Below are 21,037 nucleotides of genomic sequence, written 5' to 3' on the forward strand. Positions count from 1 at the left end.
GATAATATCACTATTCTTTTACGTAAATCATGCTGCCGTCTGCCATTTCGTAAGCTGTACCGGCTTTTTTACCTGTACCTGCTCCCGTTGTTCCATCACTTTTGAAGCTTTCGATGGTATTGCCTTTTTTGACGATAATTTCCATATTCTCTTTGCCTTCGTTTTTAATGACAGTGACATCCTCAGCTAGGAAGGGATTTAATGGATTTTGTGCGATGGCGATGAGTAAAGCGGCAACGAGCACTAAAAACACATCAACTAAATTAACTACTGATAGCGCAGGGTTAATACCTTCGTCTTCATCAAGCAACCTCATAGTTTTTCTCCACGGCTTGTACAGGTAAGGTGAGTGCTGGTTGGTTAATTTCTGGCGCTTGGTTGTTGATCAGCGGCATTAAGGCCACAAGTTCTTCAACCATCCAGCGTTTTTTCACTGAAGCTATCCAAAAGGTAATTGACGCGATAATCAAACCAAAAATAACTGCAGAGAAAGCTACAATCAGATTTTCACTAATGCCTTGTATATTGCCATCGGCTAAGCTTTTTAATGCAGGCCCCATTGGGATCATAGTAGCGATTAAGCCTAACATTGGCGCAAGTCGGCTAACGTTACGTACACCTTCTAGCTCTTTCAGTGCTGCAACATCAAGTTGATCTTGGCTGATTGTAGGTACTTCATTGGCTAAGCTTGCCATTGGATAACCGTTTAGCGTTAGTTCAGGATTTTTGCCTAAATTATCGTTAAGTAATTGGATAAATGCTTGATAGTGACGACGGCGTTGTATTGTTTGGCTGAAAAACTGTCCGGTAGCAAATAGTGAATAAACAAAAAGTAAAGCGATAAGACAGAGTACTGGTGCCATAAAAAAATCTGACAGCTGGTACATGGTTTGTTCGATTAGATCGATCATAATAATTTCCTAGCGGTATTAAGATAAATTCATTAAGGGTGAGTCAGTGACTCAAGGCACAGAATGTGTGCCTTGAGTATGAGGTTTACAGGTTGGTTTTAATTACTTGCTTCGCCAGCAAGTTCATTGACTTCATCAGCTCTAAAACTGATGTTGCCAGAAATTCCATCGGCATCGTAATAGCTTGTTAATTGAAACTTATGGACGGTTGTTGGTGTTTTAATTAAGTAAACATCAAATTGTGACCATAATAAGTGACCACCATTTAGGGCATATTGATACCAAGGTGTGTTGTCAAAAGCCTTGATGGTGTGGCTATTTTCTTGAAAGTCGTAGAATGAAACGGCTGTTGGGTCAATGGCATTGTAGTTGTTGTCAAAGTCTTGTATCGCTTGAGCATCATCGGCAATATTGATGGTGAAATCAGCAGAGACTTTATCGGTAGCACAGGGCAAGTTAATGTCCCAATCATCGGCGTTGGTAACTTCTTGGTTCGTATCAAAATCTACATAAACATGGGTTACATCACCCGAACAAGTTAACGCTGCATCGATAACCAGTTCTTGTTCTGCTGCGAAGGCTGCATCACTGCTACCTTGGTAAGCTGTTTGTAACGTGAATTGACCAATACCTATGCCAGCGGTGACAATGTCAGTTACTCTAAACTTAGTGAATGCGTCATCTGAATTTACAATAAAGTAATGGTTTTGTGCTGCCGTGACCACATGTGTAGTGGTATTGTAATCGTAAAAACCTTCAATAATGTTTGATGTAACATCACCAATAAATTGAGTGTCATCTGTAGGAATATCAATGGCTTTAACGGCTAAGTAGTCATCTAATTCAGTGTCTGCGTTTGCAGCAATAAAGCTGGCAGCAATTGCACTGCCATCAGCGTTAAAAAATTCGCTGTTATTACCTGTTGCATAAGCTTTGACTGTATTTTCACTATGTTGATTTAAGTAAATGCCGCTGCGCTTAAAGGCCATATCCCATACTGAATTGGTTGCTGCTTGCTCTTCGGTGAGCTCAAGAACGGCTTTAGTTTCTAAATCGTAATAAACAAAGATCGGTTCGCTAACACTACCTGTGCTATGTGGGCCACTGATCGCACCTTGCTCTGGTGCAGTAGGTGCAGGAGTTGGTGTAGGTTCTGGAGTAGTTTCTTTACTTGAGTCACTTCCACCGCCACAAGCGGTTAGTAAAACACACAGTGCTAAGCTGCTTAATTTAAATGTATGGCTGATGTTTGCGTTAAATGTCATGTGATTATCCTAGAGTTTATTAAAATTGGTAACTAATGCCAGCACTGATGGTGCGGCTACTAACAGGTCTTGCATCAAATAGATTTTGATTATTTGTCGACGGGCTTTTATGCTCGTCAAAAATGTTGTCAACACGAATGCGCCAAGATAATTGCGTGGTTAATGCTTGATTTAATAGCGCATTAACGGTGGTGAATTCATTGTTTTCTACAGCTTGATAGCTATCGGGTACGGCTTCACCGGCTTGGTAAACGGCATAGGCAATAAATTCGATATCGTAGGCATCTATGTCGTAATTTATGTTGAATTTTATTTGATGGCGCGGGCGAGAAAGTAAGCGCTGATTTTTTTCATCTTCACTAGTTAAGTAACTGTAATTTAACTGCATCTTCCATTGGTTAAAGGTTAATTGACTGCTGATATCGATACCGTGTATTTTGGCTTTGTTAATATTTTGATATTGGTATATTGATAAGCTACTTTCTTCTGAAAGCTTAGGATCTATAATCGAGTCGATAAGATCGTCTGTTTTTGAATAATGCACACTAATATCACTGCGCAGGTCAACTGTGTTATCGGCAATACTGGTATTAAAGGTTAAACTTGAACTCATTGAATTGGCTGTTTCTGGTTTAAGGTTTTTATTACCTAAAACCATGTAGCCAAGAGCGCTGTGATCAAAAATATAGAAACGTTCTTTTAAGTTAGGTACGCGATAACTTTGACCAATGCCTGCACGCCATTGCAGGCTGCTTTTACCGAATGTAAAGTTTTTCATTGTGCTCAGGCGTAGGGCGTTATGCCAGCCAAAATCTGAATCGTATTGGCTGCGTATTCCTGCGAGTATTTGATCGTTGGATTTGCTCCAGTTGCCTTGAGCAAAAATTTCTACACTTTCTCGACTTTCATTGTCTATTTCAATAACACCGTCAGCAGGCTTATATTGATCTAGCTGGTCAGCATGAATCACACCGCCGGTAACTATTTCTATATGGTGTAACTGAAAAACTTTTTGAGCGTTAATTTCAGATAACTTGATACTCGAGTCTCGAATACTGTTTGACTGGCCACTCGTTTCTTGATGATTAATATATCTGGCGTTGATCTGCCATGGAGTTTTTGGGCTTGCAGCACTTTTTAAACCTAGCTCTATTTGTTGCTGGGTTACATCTGTTTGGTAATAAATTATCTGACTTTGTCCAGGTATTGCAGAGGTGTCACGTAGTTTCTTATCACTGAGCCATTGATACTTAGCACTTGTCGCTAAGTTGTTATGGGTTTTACTGGTGCTTAAGGTGATGAATTTTTTTTCTACGCTAGCGGCGTCTTGACTCACAGTTGTATTGTCATAGTCAAAACCCTGATCGTCGATAAGTAGCGCATTAAGTTGTGTACGCCAACCAGAGAAGTTATCAACCGCATTCATTTTAATGGTGTGGTTAAGATCACCATTTTTGATGGCATTCCCCTGATACTGGCTAACGTCGTAATCAAGTGCAAGTGTAGGTTGGTTTGTTTTCTGGGTAATAATGTTTATCACACCTCCCATGGCCGAACTACCGTACATCACCGACGCTGCACCGCGAATAACTTCTATTTGAGCTATGTTATTAGCGGGTACTTGGTCTAAATCGGCTGATGAACCGGTTGGGCTAACAATAGGTTGACCATCAATTAAGACTAAAACATGGTCACCATCGAATCCTTGCATTTGAATGTTATAGCCGTCTTTAGCGCTGCGCTTTACCACAACACCCGGAATATAATTTAGTGCTTGTGCTAAGGTGCCGTTACTAACCTTTGCAAGAGTTTCACCATCAATAACATCTACTAAAACAGGTGAGTTACTTAATAGTTTGGCTGTTCGTGTTCCTGTTATAACAATGTGTTCTGCACCTTCGGGCTTTGATGATGCTTGAATAGGGGGACTTATGGCTAACATAAATACCAGAGTTGATATGCTATTTTTTATATACATTTTACATTTTTACGTAGTGCGAATGAGATCGATTCGCATTATCATTCTAAAGTTAGGTTATTGCAACCCATTTTCAGAAAATAACTTACTTAAAAACTACCTAACCTGAATTTTGGTTTGATATTTTGATGTGTTTGAGAGGGGATGTTTTTTATAAGGCGTTTATAGAATGGGCTAAGGTAAGTTACGAGGTGAAAACTTACCTAACGTAATATAATACTTAATCTGAACTCGGTTTAATCTGTTATTAATGAATTGAAGTATACCCGTTACTACTCAAGAGTTTATTTCAAAGTGCTTGAGCTATATCAATTCAAGGCAGTGCTTTGTAATAATGGTCGTTCCCTTATAAAAAGCATTATCTTTTATTGCAAGTAAATTTAACGTAGAAGTTAGGAAAAATAGCTGTTAGAGAAGCATTTATCAAGCCGAGTTCAGATGACTTATCATATAAGTTGATGAGGTGCGCTACTATAGTGAAACTATTTTGAGAGACACCTTTAAGATAAATTATTTTGTTATTAATATTTTATGAGATATTGGTAATGTTAATAAACTGGTTTTCATCTATGTTTGTAGATGATACTACTTCATCAGAAAACTCATATGCTTTCCGTTTTTCAGTTCTATCTATGGCAAGGTTTGAAAAGTCGAATAGGTCAGTATCTGCTAATTGGCTTAAACTTACATTTTTGAGTGACTTGAATATATTTTGAACACGTCCGGGTGTTTGCTTATCCCATTCGCTTAGCATGGCTTTAATGTTTTGTCTTTGAAGGTTCTCTTGTGAACCACATAAATTACAAGGAATGATAGGGTAGTGTTGAAAGTTAGAATAATCTAAAATATCTTGCTCTCTGCAGTGAGCTAAAGGCCTAATCACAATATTTCTGCCATCGTCAGAGCGAAGTTTTGGAGGCATAGACTTTAGTTTTGCACCATAAAACATATTGAGAAACATGGTTTCAACAATATCGTCCATATGATGGCCAAGTGCTATTTTAGTGGCTCCTATTTTTTCAGCAAATGAATATAAGGTTCCTCTGCGTAAGCGCGAACATAAACCACAAGTGGTTTTTCCTTCTGATATTTTTTCTTTAACAACAGAATAAGTATCTTTATCAACTATGTAATAAGGAATATTTAACGATTCAAGATATTCAGGAAGAATATGTTCAGGGAAACCCGGCTGCTTTTGATCTAAATTAACTGCAACGATTTCGAAATGAATAGGAGCAGCTTTTTGTAATTTAAGCAGAATATCTAGCATTGAAAAAGAGTCTTTACCTCCCGATAAACACACCATGACTTTATCGCCGTCTTCAATCATATTGTATTCAGCGATCGCCTGACCCACATTGCGTCGTAAGCGTTTTTCTAGCTTAGATAGTTGTATGGCTTGCTCGGATGTTAGTGATACTTCAGGTGTTGTAGGTAAAGCGTTCATATATGTTCTCACGTTAATAGCGAGCGCATTATACCTAAAGGTTTGTTCTTAATAAACTAGGTAAGAGGAGAATTAAAAGAGTCTAGAGTTATATTAATAACTCTAGAGTATTTAGGGAGAAAATTTATTTAATTGTTAGTACGTTACTGCTATCTGACCAATCGATACGCTACCGCCTGACCATGTTGTACGACATTTTAATTCTAAAGTACTGTCAGCTTCATAATTGTTATTAATATTATTTGTACTATAATTTACAAACTGCTCACCTGTTATATTATAGTTTGTAATAGTACTCCAATCAAAACCTTCACCAGTCCCAAATCTAAACCATTTAGGTATTCCTCCATCGTTTACTTTCCGTATACGTGAAATTAGACACCCACCTGGTGCTTGTTGTATACCATTGACTTTGCCATAAACGTTAAGTGAAATATTACCCATATTGGCTGTTAGAGGGACACTACAATTGAAGTATCTAGTGGTTCTTTCAAATTGAGGATCAAAGATAAAGTAACCTTGTTCGGTTGGACCTACAGACTCAGAAGAAATAGTTGATAGGGCATTTAAGGCGCCTTCAGCCGTTTTTAAGTTATTAAATGCAGTTGCATGTTTAACTACATCTTCATTACAGTGAGTTGCACCAGAAAACGTAAGAGTATCAGCTAATGCAGATGTTGAAGATAAAAAGGTAAGGGTACCTAATATAGAGATGAGTTTGTTCATAATAATTTCCTTTTATATAATATTTTTTCCCTAAATACGAAACTAACATTACACAACTTTAATAATAAAATCAATAGATTGATTTGTTAATTGTAGTGTTATATATCGCTAATTGAGTTTTGTTATTGGCGAGGGATCAATTTAATATTACTACAAATAGGAGGACTTGGTTACTAAGCTAGTTAAAGTAGAGTTAAGTTGATTTAGATGTAATAGGTAATAAAGTAACTAAAATAGTAATTAGCTACTTTATTAGTGTTTTTATTACTTAACAAAAGGTGATTCATATCCATCAGGTTTTAACGCGAGTACATCACAGTTCAGTCGATCTATTACGTGTTCAGCGGTATTGCCTATTAATGTGGCTGATAATCCTGTTCTACCTACCGTGCCTAAAATCACTAATTCTGCGTCGATTTGGTTGGCAATTTCTTCGATAACATCTTCAGGTAAACCTTCTTGAACGTAGGTGTTCTCTTTCGCTATCTGGTATTTTTCACAATGTTCTGTCATCGCATCTTGGTGATGTTTTAACATAGTATCGTTGTATTCTACCGCGTTAAATTCAGGTATTTCTATGGTGATGTTAACAGGCGTACCGGGATAAGAATTAACAATGTGCACGTTACCGTTTATTGTTTTTGCTAAGTCGCTCGCTTGTGAGGTGATTTTATGGTTAAGCGAAAGGTGTTCTTCTTCATCACTTCCTACATTTATTGCTGCAAGTATATTGCCGTTTTCAGGCCATAAATGATCTTTAACTAATAACACAGGGCAAGGGCATTTACGTAAAATATGCCAGTCGGTAGGCGTAAATATAACGGATTTTAGTTTGTCGTGTTCGTGAGTACCTTTAATAACAATGTCGTGATTATGATCAAGCACTTCGCTGATCACTGCTTCAAAAGGTCTGTTGTGCCAAACAACTTTGGTGTTGATAGTAAGTGACTCTGTATCGAGTTGTTCGATAATGTTATTAAGCCATTGGTGTCTATCGTCTATAACGGTTTGTCGCATAGATTCACGTTCATCGCTTGATAACATGGTGGTCATTTCGTAAGAAAAATCAAAAATAGATAAGAAGGCTGTGATAGTAGCCTTAGTATGTTGTGCTAGTTCAATACTACGCTTTAACGCTTTTTGGTCGTCTGTCGTAGGATCAATAACCGTTAGTATATTTTGATACTTTTTCATAATATCGTCCCCAATTATTTAGCTCGTATTTATAATACCATGAGTATCAGTATAGTGTATGAACGAGTGTTTTTTAATTGTTTTACATCAAGATATTCTTAATTAATAATATCTTGATGAAGAGGGGAATATGAAATTTAAAATAGATCTTTTACGGAGATTAACAACAGTAATAATAACGTACCTTTTACTACTGTTGTTTATACCCGTTATCATTCAAGATGCAGGTTTCAGTGGGAACTAAAAACAATTTAAGCACAGATTTTACGTTCCAAACAAAATCTAAGGTCTACATCCATGTATGCAAGGCATTAAGTTTACGTCATGGCTATTCTCGGTAACTGCTCCTGCGTTACCCTAATGTCCTACATCCGTGTAGGAACCTGACTAAAGTTAATAACGAAGCATAAATTGTTTTAGACCCATCGAAGAAGCGCTTGAGCAAAATCACTTCATCAACAACGCTTTTCATAAGGGAGTAACCATTATCACAAAGCGTTGCCTTGAATTGATATCGCTCAAGCACTCTGAAATAGCCTCTTGATTGGTAACGGGTATATATCGAATTACAGTGAAGCAACTTCGTTAAGCTTTTCAATATTTTTAATGGTAATCAGTTTGCCACTCACATCGATTAAACCATTTTTATGAAACCTATTCAGTAAGCGGCTAATCGTTTCAACCGTTAAACCAATAAAGTTACCTATATCGCCACGTGTCATGGTTAATCTAAACTCAGACGCAGAAAATCCTCGTTCATGATATCTTTTACTTAACGTACTAATAAAAGTTGCTAATCGTTGCTCTGCATTTTTATGATTAAGTAACATAAGCATTTCATGATCTGAACGAATTTCAGAGCTCATCATTTTTAATATTTGTTTTTTAAGCTTTGGCATAGTGTTAGAAATAGAGTCTAACGTGTCGTATGGAATTTCACATACCATTGATGTTTCCAGTGCTTTAGCAAAACTAGGATGTTCTGAATTGGCAATGGCGTCAAAACCTAATAAATCACCTGCTAGATGAAACCCTGTAATTTGTTCTTCTCCTTGCTCATTAACGGTAAAGGTTTTAAATGTACCAGAACGAATGGCATAAAGAGATTTCATTTCGTCGCCGTCTTGAAAAATTTGCTCACCTTTATGGATAGGCTTTTTACGGTCAATAATATTATCAAGCGTATTAAGTTCTTGCTCGTTTAACGAAAATGGAAGGCATAATTCACTAATACTACAGTTTTGACAATGGATGTGTTGTTTTCCTGAGCAATTGTTGTTTTCCATAATGTCCATACTTAATCAAAGGTTAATTGATTTGGATCATATTCTAACCTTCATCTATATGCAATCGATTAAACGAGCAAGTACAAGGTATAAATACCGTAACCGATAAGGCTTATTGCCATTGTTTTTCTAAATAAGGGGTGGTTAAGTAGCGTTTTTGCTTTGATTAAGCTATACGACATAATAAGCAATGCTGGTAGGGTTCCTAAGCCAAAGCTAGTCATAATTAATGCGCCCGTAGTTACGCTGCCACTAGCTAATGACCATGTTAGCATTGAATAAATTAAACCACAGGGCAACCAGCCCCATAGCGCACCTAAACCTATGGCTTTTTGTGGTGAGTCTACAGGTATTAAACGTTTGGAGTAAGGTGATAAATATTGCCAAATAAATTTACCTAAGCGTTCAACTCTATTTAACCACATAAGCCATTGGCCAATATAAAGTCCTAAAAATATAAGAAATAGAGCGGATATTACGCGTAAACCAGCTAAAGGTACGCCAAGATTTTTAGCCGCGACAGAACCTGTAAAACCAACTATTGCGCCAATTAGGGTATAAGATAATATGCGACCAAAATTATAACTGAAAACTAAAAGTGTTTTTGAGTACGACGAATGTTTAGGTAGAGCAGAGGTTAGCATTGAGGTTATGCCACCACACATTCCTAAGCAATGGCCAGATCCCAAAATGCCTATAATAAAGGCTGAAAAATAATCAATGTTCATTAACTATCTTTTGGTTGATTTGATGCGTTGGTGTTTTTATTCTTTTCTGATATTAATTCTGATGTTGATTTATTTTTATCAGCTGCTTGATCGTCATTTTCGTCAAACAAAATACTTAAACCTTGTTTTTCAAGATCATCAAATTGTTCTGTTTTAACTGCCCAGAAAAAAAGATAAAGGCCAATAGCCGTTAATAGTACCGCGATAGGAATTAATACGTAAATTATGCTCATTGAATATATTAGCCTTTTGTATCTTTTTTGATATTAAGTAAGCGCAGTGAGTTAGTCACAACCAATATGGAACTGGCTGACATACCAATAACTGCGAGGTAAGGCGTAATATAGCCAGCCATTGCTAACGGCAACACTAAGGCATTATAACCAAATGCCCATAAGTAGTTTTGCCAAATAATTTTTTTAGTTTTTTGAGCAATGAGTTTTAACGCAGTAATATTAGTTAAATCACTGTTTAATAATATAATATCTGCGCCGTTTTTCGCAATATCTGTACCACTTCCCATGGCTATGGCTATATGAGCCGCGCTAAATACAGGCGTGTCGTTGACACCATCACCCACCATGGCAACAATATGGTCAACTTGTTTGGCTTTTAATAGCTCAACTTTATTTTTAGCACTTAAATTACTGTGAGCTTGAGATAAATGCAAAACAGACTGTGTTTTATCGCAACCGGCTTTATTGTCGCCTGAAAGCATTAAGGTTGATATTGATTGGTCATGCAAGTTTTTAATTAAGCTAGCGGCGTTATCTCTTACACTGTCTTCTAGGTAAAAGGCAGCGATAAGTTGTTCGCCTGTTACCAATACGCATTGAGCATTATTCACATTAGCTTCTGAATCGGCTAAACGTAGGGTGGGTAATAACCAACTGGGTTTACCTATTTGGTAGGTTTCGTTTTGATAATTACCTGAAACGCCTGAACTGGGTGTTACTTCTATTTGGGTGACATTAAGAGAAAAGTCTCTATGTTTAATAAATGCTTTTGCGATAGGGTGTTCTGAGTGAGATTCTAATCCAGCAGCAATAGCTAATACTTGTTTTTCGCTAAACGCACGATCAAATAATTCCACCTTACTGATAGTAAACTCACCCGTGGTTAACGTGCCTGTTTTATCAAAAGCAAAACAATTAACGTTAGGTAAGGTTTCCATTACGTGGGCTGACTTTATCAAGATACCTTTATTATTTAGTGTAACTGTTGCGCAAGTTAATGCGGTTGGTGTGGCTAACGATAAAGCACAAGGGCAGGTTGCCACTAATACCGAAAGCGTTATCCAAAAGGCTTCTTCAGGTAAGTGTATTTGCCAATAAATAGCCGTTGCTATTGAGGTAAGTAAAATTGTTGCGACAAAATATTGTGCTATTTTGTCTGAAAGCTTGGCTAATTTAGGTTTATGGGCTTGAGACGATTCACTTAAACGTATCATCTGGTTTAAGAATGAATATTGATTTTCTTTTTTTACTTCAACCGTAATATTACCATCGCCGTTAATGGTACCCGCTAAAACATTATCGCCAATATTTTTGTTAACAGGTGTTTGTTCACCAGATAACATCGATTCATTAATTTGGCTAGTACCTGAAATAACCATGCCATCGGCAGGTACAGTTTCACCAGGCTTGATCAATACAAGATCAAACTTCTTTAAATGTTTCGCGGCTATTAATTTTTCTTGTTGAGTTGTGCCTTTATCGTCAGTGATAGAAACAAGCTTGGTTGCGGTCATCGGCATTAGCTTGAGTAAATTAGCCGAAACATGAGAGGCTCGCATTCGCGCTCTAAACTCTAAAAACTTGCCAATAAGTAATAGGAAAGTAAACATGGCGACTGATTCAAAATACACTTCTCCTTGCTGACTAACCGTTGCCCAAGCGCTGGCAGAAAAAGCAAGAGTTATAGCAATAGAAACAGGAACATCCATTGAAAGGCGTTTTATTTTTAATGTATTTATCGCACCTTTATAAAAAGGAAAAGCGCCGTAGGTAACTATAGGTAAAGTTAAAATTAAGCTAGCCCATCTTAAATAAACAAGGTTGTATTCAGACATATCTGAAAACGCGCCAAAATATAATCCTACGGCAATCATTAATACCTGCATCATTAAAATGCCTGAAACGCCTAAACGCTTGATAAATGATTTACTTTGAGCTTTGTTTAGTTCTTCGATTTGGCTGGCTTTAAAGGGAAGTGCTTTATAACCGATGCTGTCTATGCGTTTTAATATTTCACTTAACTTTAGTTTATCATCTTGCCATCTAACGGTTGCGCGTTGTGTGGTTGCATTTACGGTAATAGAAACTATGCCTGTGGTTTTCGATAGCTGCATTTCAATTAACCATGCGCAGGCAGCACAACTAATACCATCAATAGTTAAAATAGCTTCTTTGTATTCGTTAGTTTTAAAGGTAAATTCGTTTTGTAAGCTTTCGTCATCTAATAATTGATTACGTTGTAACTGTTGTGGAACCAGTTGTTCGCCTTTTTTGGCTGGCTCGGTGCGGTATCGATAATATTCCGTTAAATTATTTTCAACAATAACAGAAGCAACGGCTTCGCAACCTATGCAGCACATAGGTTGTATAACGTTATCTATTTTAACTGATAAATCTATACCTTTAGGAATAGCTTCACCGCAATGGAAACACAAAGATGACATAGGTTGTTTTATTTCAGTAATGTGAGTTTATCAATAATTAGTTTAGTCATAATTAACTGGGTAATATGACTAAACTAACATGAAGGTTTAACTGTCTTTAGGTGCAGGCTCAATACTAATAGCTGAAGCTTGAGGTAAATATATCGTGTTTTGAATTTTCCATTTATTATCAAAAGTAGATAAGGTAATTTGCCACTTACCTTTAACGTCATGATCTAAGTGATGTCTAAAATTGCCATCGCCATCTGGAGTTAACGTTAAAGCGAAGTCTTTTTCTTCTTGTGTAGGATGATAAAAATTAACGCTAAGTAATGAAAATTCTTTTTCAATACCCGTAGGTTTTATCACGAGTTCATTATCTTTTAATGTAAGAGAAAATTTCATGCCTAGTTTTTGAGCTAATTTTATTTTACTTAACTCTAAGTTAATTGCTTTCCCTTTTTTGTAATAGTTACCAACTACCAGTGGATCAGGTTCGTGGTTGGCAATAATATAAGTAGCAATACCTGCAACTACGGCCGAGAAGGGTAATGCGAATACCAACCAAGCCCATGGTTCTTTGTACCAATATGTTGTCATTTATATGCCTTGTTCATGAAAATAAATAAGCGCGTATTATACGTTTTTATTAGTGATGAACCAATAAAAGATGGAGGGAATTGATTTAAATCTATAATTTTATGTGAAGGAGGTATAATTGTTTTAATTTACATTATTATAGCCGTTAAGGAGTTTTCATTGATTTACCCTGTATTTTTTATGGTATTACTTACATTAGTTATCGGAATTGTTGCATTTTTTACACGTGTAAATAGCGTAAAAGCACGTAAAGTTAATCCCAAAGCGTATAAATTAATGGATGCTGAAAGTTTTCCTGAGAGCGTTATTAAAACCACGCGTTGTTTTAATAACCAGTTTGAAGTACCGGTATTATTTTATGTGGGATGTTTATTTTACGTTGCTTTAAATATTTCTAGTGTTGTCGGTTTATACTTTGCGTGGGCTTTTGTGATACTGCGCGTAATGCATGCTTATATTCACATTACTTATAATCATTTACTACATCGTATTATTGTTTTTTGGGCCGCTGTTTTTATGGTGTTAGGTTTATGGATAACCTTGATGCTGAATATGGCGTAAATAAATGAGAAGAAAAAGGAGTGATGATCAGCTCATCTCTCCTTTTTATATTATTTTTTAATAGGTGCTTATAAAGTTACACCGTTTTTCCAAATAGAAATTTCACGATTATCGTTAATCTCGTTATTTGTTTTTTCACCTGATGCAACTTTTAGTAAGTAACTAAATAATTGTTCGGCACATTCATCAATACTCATATCAGACGTTAATATTTGGCCTGAATCGAAATCAATCCAATGTTTTTTACGCGTCGCTAAATCTGTATTCGACGATATTTTTACGGTAGGAACAGGAAAGCCTAATGGAGTTCCTCTACCTGTGGTAAAGAGAATGATATTAGCTCCTGCAGCTGAAAGGGCGGTTGATGATACCGCGTCGTTTCCAGGCGCTTGTAACAAGGTTAATCCTTTGCCAGAAGACGCTTTTTTACCATAACCAATCACTTCATTAATAATGGCTTTGCCTCCTTTTTGAATGGCGCCAAGAGATTTTTCTTCTAATGTGGTTAAACCACCAGCCTTATTACCCGGTGATGGGTTTTCGTAAATAGGTTGATTGTTTCTAATAAAGTAATCTTTAAACTCTTGCACAAGGTCAACAATTTCAGTGTAAATTTCTTTACTACATGCTCTGTCCATAAGCACTTGTTCAGCACCAAACATTTCAGGGGTTTCGGTTAAAATAACGCGACCACCGTATTGGGTGAGCATATCAGTAATTCGGCCAACAACAGGGTTTGCTGTTAAACCACTAAAACCGTCTGAACCACCACATTTCATGCCTAATGTAAGTTGCGATACCGGTACTTCGGTGCGAACGTCTTTGTCCATTTCATTCAGTAATTCTTCAACGTATTTCAAGCCCACTTCAATTTCGTTGTCTACTTCTTGGGAGTTGAAATAACGTACTTTCTTGGTATCAATATCTTTAGTTTCAGACATTAATGTAGATAACTGATTGTTTTCACAACCTAAGCCAATAACTAATACGCCACCAGCATTCGGATTTTGCATTAAACTACTTAACAGATTACGTGTATTTGATAAATCATCACCTAATTGAGAACAACCGAATGGGTGTGTTAGTGCCACAAATTCATCAGCACGACCTTCAAACTGTCTTTTACATAAATCAGTTATGCGTTTTGCAGACTGATTTACACAACCTACGGTATTAATGATCCATAAATCGTTTCGGATACCAACCTTACCATTTTTACGTACATAGCCTTTAAAGGTAGGCATGTCTGTTTTATCAGCTAAGGGAGTAGGCTCTTGATCATAATGATAGGTTTCACTACCGTTTAACTTAGTAGATAAATTATGGCTATGGATATGAGAACCCGCGGCAATATCAGCTGTCGCTTGGCCAATAACAAAACCATATTTAACAACATCATCGCCTTGCTTTAAGTTTTTCAACGCGAGTTTATGGCCTTTAGGTATCTCTTGGCTGAGCGTTACATTTTTGTATTCTTTAGATAAAACAGTGCTTTGAGCAAGAATAGAAATGGCAACGGCAACATTGTCATCATTATGTACTTTGATTACTTGGCGAAGTAAATTATTTTCAGAGTTTTTCACGTTAATAAAATTCTTAAATATGATCGTGAGTAAATTATATCATTTATATATAAAAATGTTAATCTTTACTTAATGGTCTAGCCGTAATATTATCAAACCTGAAACTTGCTATTTTTTATTTAGAAAGGAACATTCTTTAGGGTGGTAAATTAATAACGGTATTGTACGTAAAAGTCAGTGCAGCATGTAATAAAAGCAAACCATAATTAAAACAAGAGTTATAAAAATAATATAATTTATATATAAATAACTTAGGTTGTTTATAAATAGGGGACATAGATGAACACAAGCGTGAACGAAACCATTGGCGAACCGTCAACGGCTAACAATGAAGAGCAGTCTTCAAAACCTAAAATTTTAGAAGCACAATATATAGTACCTTTTATATTGGTGGCTTCGTTATTCCCTTTATGGGGTTTTGCAAATGACATAACCAATCCACTTGTAAAAGCATTTAAAGATATTTTTCTTATTTCAAATGCTCAAAGTAGTTTAGTGCAGTTTGCTTTTTATCTGGGTTATGGTGTTATGGCTATTCCTGCGGCAATTTTTATTCGTCGATTTTCTTATAAATCAGGGATATTACTTGGTCTTGGGCTATACGCGACAGGGGCGTTATTATTTCTTCCTGCTTCCATTACTATGGAGTTTAATTACTTTTTAGCTGCACTTTGGATTTTAACTTGTGGTCTAGCTTTATTAGAAACCACAGCCAACCCTTATGTTTTATCTATGGGGCATCCGGACACTTCAACACAGCGCTTAAACTTAGCGCAAGCGTTTAACCCTATCGGTTCACTTACCGGTATGTTTGTAGCCTCTAGTTATATTCTTGGTGAGTTAAAAGTTGAAGAGTTTAGATTAGCAGAAAAAGCAGCAAATCCTGACTATGCGAACATGTTGCCGTCAGTCGTGGACGGAAAATTAACACAAGCTATTCAAGATTTCTCGGTAGCTGATCCTGTTGCACATCAAGCGATGCAAGCAGCAGATTTAGTGACTGTGCGTGGTCCGTATATTGCCATTGCAGCGGTTGTTGCTGTGTTATTTGTTGTGTTTTTATTTAATAAGTTACCTAAAACTATTTCTACCGATCACCCGTTAACACTTAAAGAATTAAAAGAAACTTTCTGTCGTTTAATCGCTAATAAATGTTATTTAGAAGGGGTATTAGCACAAGCCTTTTATGTTGGCGCACAAATTATGTGTTGGACGTTTATTATTCATTACGGCATGACCTCAGTCGGCTTAACTGCAGCAGAGTCACAACAATATAATATGGTTGCTATGGGCGTGTTTTTAGCAAGCCGATTTATTTGTATTTTCTTATTGAGTTTTGTTCGCCCTGGGCAACTATTAATGTTACTTGCAGCTGGTGGCTTTGTGTTGTCGTTAGGTACTATTTTCTTAGGTGGTTATGCTGGTTTATATTGTTTAATTGGTATTTCAATATGTATGTCGTTAATGTTTCCAACCATTTATGGTATTGCCCTTAAAGGCATGGGTGACGATGCAAGTTTAGCGTCAGCGGGTTTAGTTATGGCGATTGTAGGCGGTGCGCTTATGCCACCATTACAAGCAAGCATGATTGACGCAGCTCCTCTTATTGAAGGTATTCCATCGGTGCAAACTTCGTTTGTTTTACCTCTAATTTGTTTTATTGTTATTTGTGTTTTTGGTTACAGAGCGCATAACAAATATAAAGTATAAGCTGTTCAGCAAAGGTTAAAACGAAAAAATGAAAGGCGAATACTTAGGTGTTCGCCTTTTTGTTTAGTTTTTTATACGGTATTAAGGTTTTTTACGTTTATATTTATAAAGTATTTTATATTAAAGGTTAATACCTGTTCCGAAAAACTGCTTAAGTTTAAGAGGAGTGGCATTTTCGTCACCTGTTACAAGATAATACACCAAGCCAGCATCTGAAGCGTCAGCGACTTTTTCAGGATGCTCCTCCATTCTTTTATATATCCATGCAATATTTTTATCTTTATGATTTTTCATCCAATGCCAAACTGTCCAGTCTTTACCTGAGTTCCAGCCTTGGTTTACATCCCATTTTACATTTTGATCTGTAATACGAATATATTTTAATCTGTTGCCACTTAATGCCATAACATCTTCTAATTTGTGATGGCTATTTTTTGCTAATACAGGTTTTTTATCAAATTTAGGATCGCCTCTGCGTAAGTGATTGTCATTGTAGCCACTATGAGAAATGATAGTGACATGAGCAAGGCTTTCTATATTTCCATCTGCTATCACTTGCTTTACAACTCGATAAAAAAATTCAGCAGGTCCCATATGCAGAAAAAACAAAGGATCGGCAGCGGTTGATTTAGCAATCTCGTTGACTAAATGACCTCGAGCTTTATTGTATTCTTCAGTCACGTCAAAGAATTTAGTTTTATCAAAGTTCCAACGCTTGATGGCCCCATCGACACCAATTTCCATTTGATTGATATCGCTTGTATGAGCTGGCGAGTCAATAAAGTTATTGTATGAGTAATGAACAAGTTTGTTGTGCAGTTTCTTCTTGGCAATAATAGCTAGGGCAAAAGGGGTTCCTCCCCAATCATCAGGATCGGCTCTTGGCCAAAAATGTAAATTATCTGCTTGATTATTACCATCAGCACTAATCGCAATGCGATTATTGTGGTAATTACTGTTTTGAGATTGGGCTAGAAACGAAGTTGAAATGAGAAGTATTAATAAGGTTAAATATTTCATTGTAACTCTTTTGTGTTTATATAATAAATTATATGTTTATATATAAGTTGTGCGGGTAATCTAGTCAAGTGAAGTCGATAAAGGTTTTATGGTTAACCAGTACCCTGAACTAACTCATATATACTTAACTTAGCGTTGGAGTATATAAATACCTAATAATAACAACTTAATTAAAGTAAGTTTTTTTGTGGGTACTAAAACCTATACCAATAAAAAATTTAATAATACATTTATATGATTAACCTCAACTCGGGTTAATGAATGTTAGATAATGAATTAAAATTATTATTTATCAAAATCTTAACCTGTACCGTTGTTTTCCTAAGTTATATTAGTCTCTCAACATTGATATTTTTGTGTATAACAAGGCGAATTTTTCTATCTAATAGCTAGCTATTAGTAATAAATTCAACGACGTTAGGCATAAAAATAGCTTGTTGAGTAACTTTGCTTATCCCGAGCTGAGGTTAATTACAATAGGTTATGTGTTTTTCTTTTAATATAAGTAGTTAGTTGGGTTTGTATTTTTATAGAGTAACTAAATGCACAATAAGATGTTAGTTCCTTGCTGTTTAGCCGTTGTTATTCTTAATAAATAAAGTAAAAATTATAGTTGAATCATATTACTCATAAAAATGTATTTATTTTATTGATGTGTTGTATGTAATCTGTTTGGTTTAAATGTAAAAAAATAAAAGGTGTTTTTTGTGAGTGTTTTAAAAGTTATTTTAGTACTAATTGTTCTTTTTGTAACAACTGCATGCGGAGGTAAAGACGATAAAAAGGCTACCAGCATCAATAAAGTTGAACAACCAAAAACAGAAAATAAGGTAACAAAAAATTTTTCAGTTAGCTTAACTCATGTTGAAATTTCTACCGTAGCAAATAGTACTCCTGTTGTGGTTGATACGAATAACATCAATAGCGGTACGCTAACGTTAGATAAGGAACAATAAGATGTCTCATATAACAAAAAAAATTGTCTTAGCAAGTACAATTACCACCGCGTTAACTTCAACTCTAATTATTGCACAAACGCCAGAACCTGAAGCGGGTAAACGCTGGGTACTGAATGCTGAATTCTCTGATGAATTTAATGGAAACACCCTAGATAAAACGAAATGGCGGAATTACCATGAAACATGGAAAGGTCGAGTGCCAGCAAAGTTTGAGCCTAGTGCTGTTTCTGTAAGTAATGGCAATATGCAAATTAGAAATCATAAATTGGCAGTACCTGATGGTAATTACACGATTGCTGGAGGGGCTGTACAGTCAATTACGAAAAACGCTTACCATGGTTATTATGAAGCACGTTTAAAGACTTCTCGTATTAATATGTCGACGACTTTTTGGCTATCAAATGGTAATGAGGACTTATTATCTCCCAATAACGTAAATGCTGATTGTGATAATGATAAATGGAGTATGGAACTCGATATAGCTGAAGCTGTTGGTGGTGTTATTGATAAGGAGTGGGGAGCGTCATTTAGAAATGGTCAACAATACAATACTCATGTGTGGTATTCAGATTGTAGTGGCAACCGTCAGGGTTTTGCTAAAGGTGTTAATGTCGCTGAAGGTGATGGCTCAACACCCGTTAATAATAAGTTACCCGATGGCGAAGAAGTTTGGCAAAATTTTAATACTTTTGCAGCTTGGTGGAAAAATGAAAATGATGTGCAATTCTATTTAAATGATAACTTTTCAGGCAAAGTTAAAGTAAGTACAGCGCTGCATAACAAACCGTATAGTCGTCCAATGGGAATCCAAATGTTAACGGAAACCTATAACTGGGCAACACCTTATCCAACAGATGATGAATTATCGAACGATGCAATAAATACCTCATATTATGATTGGATACGATCATATCTTTATATAGGTGTTAATGATGATTTACCTGTAAAAGACTCGGTTTTATTCACCAATTCAGGCTTTGAGTCAGGTGATTTTACGGCTTGGAGTGGTTGGGGAGGCTCACCACGTGATGTTGTACAAACTAATGTGAATACAGGTACATATGCCGGCCATGTTGTGGGCGGTGGTGCAATTGAAAAGGTAGTTACTTTATTAACCAATACCGAATATACCTTCAGTGCTTATGCTAACGTGATTAGCGGTAGCTTGAATTTTGGTGCTAAAACTAACAATGGAGATGAGATAAGTTTTGGTGTGACTATGCTAGCGGTTAATGATGGTTATGAAAAAGTTACTCTTACGTTTAATACCGGCGAGCAAGAAAACATAAAACTATACTGGTATGCTCCAAATGGCAGTGAATTTTATGTGGATGATATTAAGTTAGATCAAATAGTTCCAGCGCCTGAATCTGTTAATAACCTCTCAACTGCACTTTATACTGAAAACTTTACTATAAAAAATTATGTTTTGACTGAAGATAATCTAGCGTTAGCATTTTTATATCAAATAAACCAAGATCGAGATGCGGAAATCGTTGTTTTTGATGGCAATAATGAAGTAACCCGTAAAAAAATCACACTTAAAGCCGGTTATGGTCATTACCTTACCGACATTGATTTATCGACAATAGATCATTTAGTTAAACCGGTATTTGAAATCAACCTGATGCCTGTTGGCCAAATGGCAATATTAACGAGCACAGGAAAAGTTGCTATCGCTGATTCAGTACCTCCTGCTGAAATCATTCCAACGCTAACTTTAAGTAAAGATATGATTGCAGATACATCATTTAAAACAGGGAGTGGTGAACAAGTTGTTTTAAAAGCCATACTAAATAGTGATGCGGTAGGAGCTCAATTACATAACTTAACTTTTAAAGCAGAAGGGGATATTAATGAACTAAATGATGTTAGCTCTATTAAGCTTTATCACGACAAAAATAATAATGGTGTTGTCGATAGCGATGAATTGCTCGCTTCAGGTAATTACAGTGCTGATAATGGTGATATTACCTTTAATTTAAACAAGGTTATTGTGTTACCGGTTGGAAATACTGCGGTGTTGTTAACCTATACTTTTTAACACCAAACTAGCTATTGAAAAACATATAGCAAAGGTTAGTACGTTTTAATGTTATTGTATTTTGGGTTACAGAGTATATGCCCATCTGTTGGTTTAAAAGCCTCTTATGCTGTGTGATTGATTTCGATAAGGTTTCTACAAGGATGTAGTAAGCGTTTAAACGAAAAAGAAAAAATGAAAGGCGAATACTTAGGTGTTCGCCTTTTTTGTATAGTGAAAATAAAAAAACAAAACATAAATAATAACGTATTACTTGTTGCAGGACGTGACCTCAAATCTATTGAAAAAGCTTACCCTAACTATTTAAGTGATACTTCTGAATTTCTAGCCGAATATAGCCGAATTATACTTTCATAAACTTTATAT

Annotated in this window: 19 protein-coding genes; 5 read left to right on the forward strand and 14 right to left on the reverse strand. The window is 36.1% G+C overall.

The window, feature by feature from the left end:
* Nucleotides 1–10 precede the first annotated feature (10 nt).
* From AC0L5Q_RS01555 to AC0L5Q_RS01610, 12 genes are all read right to left on the reverse strand, one after another.
* The gene (locus AC0L5Q_RS01555) at nucleotides 11–316 is read right to left on the reverse strand and encodes a DUF2149 domain-containing protein (protein WP_473613963.1); all 306 of its coding nucleotides are present in this window, start codon (nucleotides 314–316) and stop codon (nucleotides 11–13) included.
* Nucleotides 303–911 carry a MotA/TolQ/ExbB proton channel family protein gene (locus tag AC0L5Q_RS01560; RefSeq protein WP_473613964.1) on the reverse strand — a complete coding sequence of 203 codons (609 nt, stop codon included), beginning with the start codon at nucleotides 909–911 and terminating at the stop codon, nucleotides 303–305. The genes AC0L5Q_RS01555 and AC0L5Q_RS01560 overlap by 14 nt, the downstream gene beginning before the upstream one ends.
* A gap of 98 nt (nucleotides 912–1,009) precedes the next feature.
* Complete coding sequence (locus tag AC0L5Q_RS01565) at nucleotides 1,010–2,176, reverse strand: HmuY family protein (protein ID WP_473613965.1); 1,167 nt, start codon at nucleotides 2,174–2,176, stop codon at nucleotides 1,010–1,012.
* A gap of 19 nt (nucleotides 2,177–2,195) precedes the next feature.
* Nucleotides 2,196–4,118, reverse strand: a complete 1,923-nt coding sequence (locus tag AC0L5Q_RS01570; protein WP_473613966.1) for a TonB-dependent receptor plug domain-containing protein — start codon at nucleotides 4,116–4,118, stop codon at nucleotides 2,196–2,198.
* 565 nt (nucleotides 4,119–4,683) lie between these two features.
* The gene (ttcA, locus tag AC0L5Q_RS01575) at nucleotides 4,684–5,601 is read right to left on the reverse strand and encodes a tRNA 2-thiocytidine(32) synthetase TtcA (RefSeq protein WP_473613967.1); all 918 of its coding nucleotides are present in this window, start codon (nucleotides 5,599–5,601) and stop codon (nucleotides 4,684–4,686) included.
* 135 nt (nucleotides 5,602–5,736) lie between these two features.
* On the reverse strand, nucleotides 5,737–6,327 hold the full coding sequence (locus tag AC0L5Q_RS01580; protein ID WP_473613968.1) for a hypothetical protein: 591 nt from the start codon (nucleotides 6,325–6,327) through the stop codon (nucleotides 5,737–5,739).
* 264 nt (nucleotides 6,328–6,591) lie between these two features.
* Nucleotides 6,592–7,521, reverse strand: a complete 930-nt coding sequence (gene uspE / locus AC0L5Q_RS01585) for a universal stress protein UspE (protein ID WP_473613969.1) — start codon at nucleotides 7,519–7,521, stop codon at nucleotides 6,592–6,594.
* Nucleotides 7,522–8,087: 566 nt separating this feature from the next.
* Entirely contained in the window at nucleotides 8,088–8,816 is a 729-nt protein-coding gene (gene fnr, locus AC0L5Q_RS01590) for a fumarate/nitrate reduction transcriptional regulator Fnr (protein WP_473613970.1), read from the reverse strand.
* A gap of 59 nt (nucleotides 8,817–8,875) precedes the next feature.
* The gene (locus AC0L5Q_RS01595) at nucleotides 8,876–9,535 is read right to left on the reverse strand and encodes a sulfite exporter TauE/SafE family protein (protein ID WP_473613971.1); all 660 of its coding nucleotides are present in this window, start codon (nucleotides 9,533–9,535) and stop codon (nucleotides 8,876–8,878) included.
* Complete coding sequence (ccoS, locus tag AC0L5Q_RS01600; RefSeq protein WP_077342918.1) at nucleotides 9,535–9,768, reverse strand: cbb3-type cytochrome oxidase assembly protein CcoS; 234 nt, start codon at nucleotides 9,766–9,768, stop codon at nucleotides 9,535–9,537. Before ccoS ends, AC0L5Q_RS01595 begins: the two co-directional genes overlap by 1 nt.
* Nucleotides 9,769–9,776: 8 nt before the next feature.
* Nucleotides 9,777–12,215 (reverse strand): heavy metal translocating P-type ATPase, encoded by a 2,439-nt coding sequence (locus AC0L5Q_RS01605; RefSeq protein ID WP_473613972.1) that lies wholly within the window; start codon nucleotides 12,213–12,215, stop codon nucleotides 9,777–9,779.
* An 87-nt stretch (nucleotides 12,216–12,302) separates the two neighbouring features.
* A complete protein-coding gene (locus tag AC0L5Q_RS01610; protein ID WP_473613973.1) occupies nucleotides 12,303–12,794 on the reverse strand; it encodes a FixH family protein in 492 nt (163 codons plus the stop codon).
* Nucleotides 12,795–12,953: 159 nt separating this feature from the next.
* Between AC0L5Q_RS01610 and AC0L5Q_RS01615 the strand changes: the two genes are divergently transcribed.
* On the forward strand, nucleotides 12,954–13,355 hold the full coding sequence (locus tag AC0L5Q_RS01615) for an MAPEG family protein (protein WP_473613974.1): 402 nt from the start codon (nucleotides 12,954–12,956) through the stop codon (nucleotides 13,353–13,355).
* Between the two features lie 68 nt (nucleotides 13,356–13,423).
* Here AC0L5Q_RS01615 and AC0L5Q_RS01620 read toward each other — a convergent pair whose 3' ends face one another.
* On the reverse strand, nucleotides 13,424–14,938 hold the full coding sequence (locus AC0L5Q_RS01620) for a UxaA family hydrolase (RefSeq protein ID WP_473613975.1): 1,515 nt from the start codon (nucleotides 14,936–14,938) through the stop codon (nucleotides 13,424–13,426).
* Nucleotides 14,939–15,217: 279 nt separating this feature from the next.
* Between AC0L5Q_RS01620 and fucP the strand changes: the two genes are divergently transcribed.
* On the forward strand, nucleotides 15,218–16,648 hold the full coding sequence (gene fucP, locus AC0L5Q_RS01625; protein ID WP_473613976.1) for an L-fucose:H+ symporter permease: 1,431 nt from the start codon (nucleotides 15,218–15,220) through the stop codon (nucleotides 16,646–16,648).
* Between the two features lie 120 nt (nucleotides 16,649–16,768).
* On the opposite strand, the gene AC0L5Q_RS01630 is transcribed toward fucP, so the two are convergent.
* Complete coding sequence (locus tag AC0L5Q_RS01630) at nucleotides 16,769–17,668, reverse strand: hypothetical protein (RefSeq protein WP_473613977.1); 900 nt, start codon at nucleotides 17,666–17,668, stop codon at nucleotides 16,769–16,771.
* A 707-nt stretch (nucleotides 17,669–18,375) separates the two neighbouring features.
* Between AC0L5Q_RS01630 and AC0L5Q_RS01635 the strand changes: the two genes are divergently transcribed.
* The 3 genes from AC0L5Q_RS01635 to AC0L5Q_RS01645 all read left to right on the forward strand — a co-directional run bounded on the left by AC0L5Q_RS01635 (nucleotide 18,376) and on the right by AC0L5Q_RS01645 (nucleotide 21,028).
* A complete protein-coding gene (locus AC0L5Q_RS01635) occupies nucleotides 18,376–18,624 on the forward strand; it encodes a hypothetical protein (RefSeq protein ID WP_473613978.1) in 249 nt (82 codons plus the stop codon).
* Between the two features lies 1 nt (nucleotide 18,625).
* Nucleotides 18,626–20,671 carry a carbohydrate binding domain-containing protein gene (locus AC0L5Q_RS01640; protein ID WP_473613979.1) on the forward strand — a complete coding sequence of 682 codons (2,046 nt, stop codon included), beginning with the start codon at nucleotides 18,626–18,628 and terminating at the stop codon, nucleotides 20,669–20,671.
* A gap of 174 nt (nucleotides 20,672–20,845) precedes the next feature.
* Nucleotides 20,846–21,028, forward strand: a complete 183-nt coding sequence (locus AC0L5Q_RS01645) for a hypothetical protein (RefSeq protein ID WP_473613980.1) — start codon at nucleotides 20,846–20,848, stop codon at nucleotides 21,026–21,028.
* Nucleotides 21,029–21,037 lie beyond the last annotated feature (9 nt).

The sequence above is a fragment of the Pseudocolwellia sp. G5-9 genome, assembly GCF_055808995.1.

What these genes read in the sequence shown, in the direction of transcription:
- AC0L5Q_RS01555 (WP_473613963.1), bottom strand. Translation starts at nt 316, where the DNA reads ATGAGGTTGCTTGATGAAGACGAAGGTATTAACCCTGCGCTATCAGTA.
- AC0L5Q_RS01560 (WP_473613964.1), bottom strand. Translation starts at nt 911, where the DNA reads ATGATCGATCTAATCGAACAAACCATGTACCAGCTGTCAGATTTTTTT.
- AC0L5Q_RS01565 (WP_473613965.1), bottom strand. Translation starts at nt 2,176, where the DNA reads ATGACATTTAACGCAAACATCAGCCATACATTTAAATTAAGCAGCTTA.
- AC0L5Q_RS01570 (WP_473613966.1), bottom strand. Translation starts at nt 4,118, where the DNA reads ATGTTAGCCATAAGTCCCCCTATTCAAGCATCATCAAAGCCCGAAGGT.
- ttcA (WP_473613967.1), bottom strand. Translation starts at nt 5,601, where the DNA reads ATGAACGCTTTACCTACAACACCTGAAGTATCACTAACATCCGAGCAA.
- AC0L5Q_RS01580 (WP_473613968.1), bottom strand. Translation starts at nt 6,327, where the DNA reads ATGAACAAACTCATCTCTATATTAGGTACCCTTACCTTTTTATCTTCA.
- uspE (WP_473613969.1), bottom strand. Translation starts at nt 7,521, where the DNA reads ATGAAAAAGTATCAAAATATACTAACGGTTATTGATCCTACGACAGAC.
- fnr (WP_473613970.1), bottom strand. Translation starts at nt 8,816, where the DNA reads ATGGACATTATGGAAAACAACAATTGCTCAGGAAAACAACACATCCAT.
- AC0L5Q_RS01595 (WP_473613971.1), bottom strand. Translation starts at nt 9,535, where the DNA reads ATGAACATTGATTATTTTTCAGCCTTTATTATAGGCATTTTGGGATCT.
- ccoS (WP_077342918.1), bottom strand. Translation starts at nt 9,768, where the DNA reads ATGAGCATAATTTACGTATTAATTCCTATCGCGGTACTATTAACGGCT.
- AC0L5Q_RS01605 (WP_473613972.1), bottom strand. Translation starts at nt 12,215, where the DNA reads ATGTCATCTTTGTGTTTCCATTGCGGTGAAGCTATTCCTAAAGGTATA.
- AC0L5Q_RS01610 (WP_473613973.1), bottom strand. Translation starts at nt 12,794, where the DNA reads ATGACAACATATTGGTACAAAGAACCATGGGCTTGGTTGGTATTCGCA.
- fucP (WP_473613976.1), top strand. Translation starts at nt 15,218, where the DNA reads ATGAACACAAGCGTGAACGAAACCATTGGCGAACCGTCAACGGCTAAC.
- AC0L5Q_RS01630 (WP_473613977.1), bottom strand. Translation starts at nt 17,668, where the DNA reads ATGAAATATTTAACCTTATTAATACTTCTCATTTCAACTTCGTTTCTA.
- AC0L5Q_RS01640 (WP_473613979.1), top strand. Translation starts at nt 18,626, where the DNA reads ATGTCTCATATAACAAAAAAAATTGTCTTAGCAAGTACAATTACCACC.
- AC0L5Q_RS01645 (WP_473613980.1), top strand. Translation starts at nt 20,846, where the DNA reads ATGAAAGGCGAATACTTAGGTGTTCGCCTTTTTTGTATAGTGAAAATA.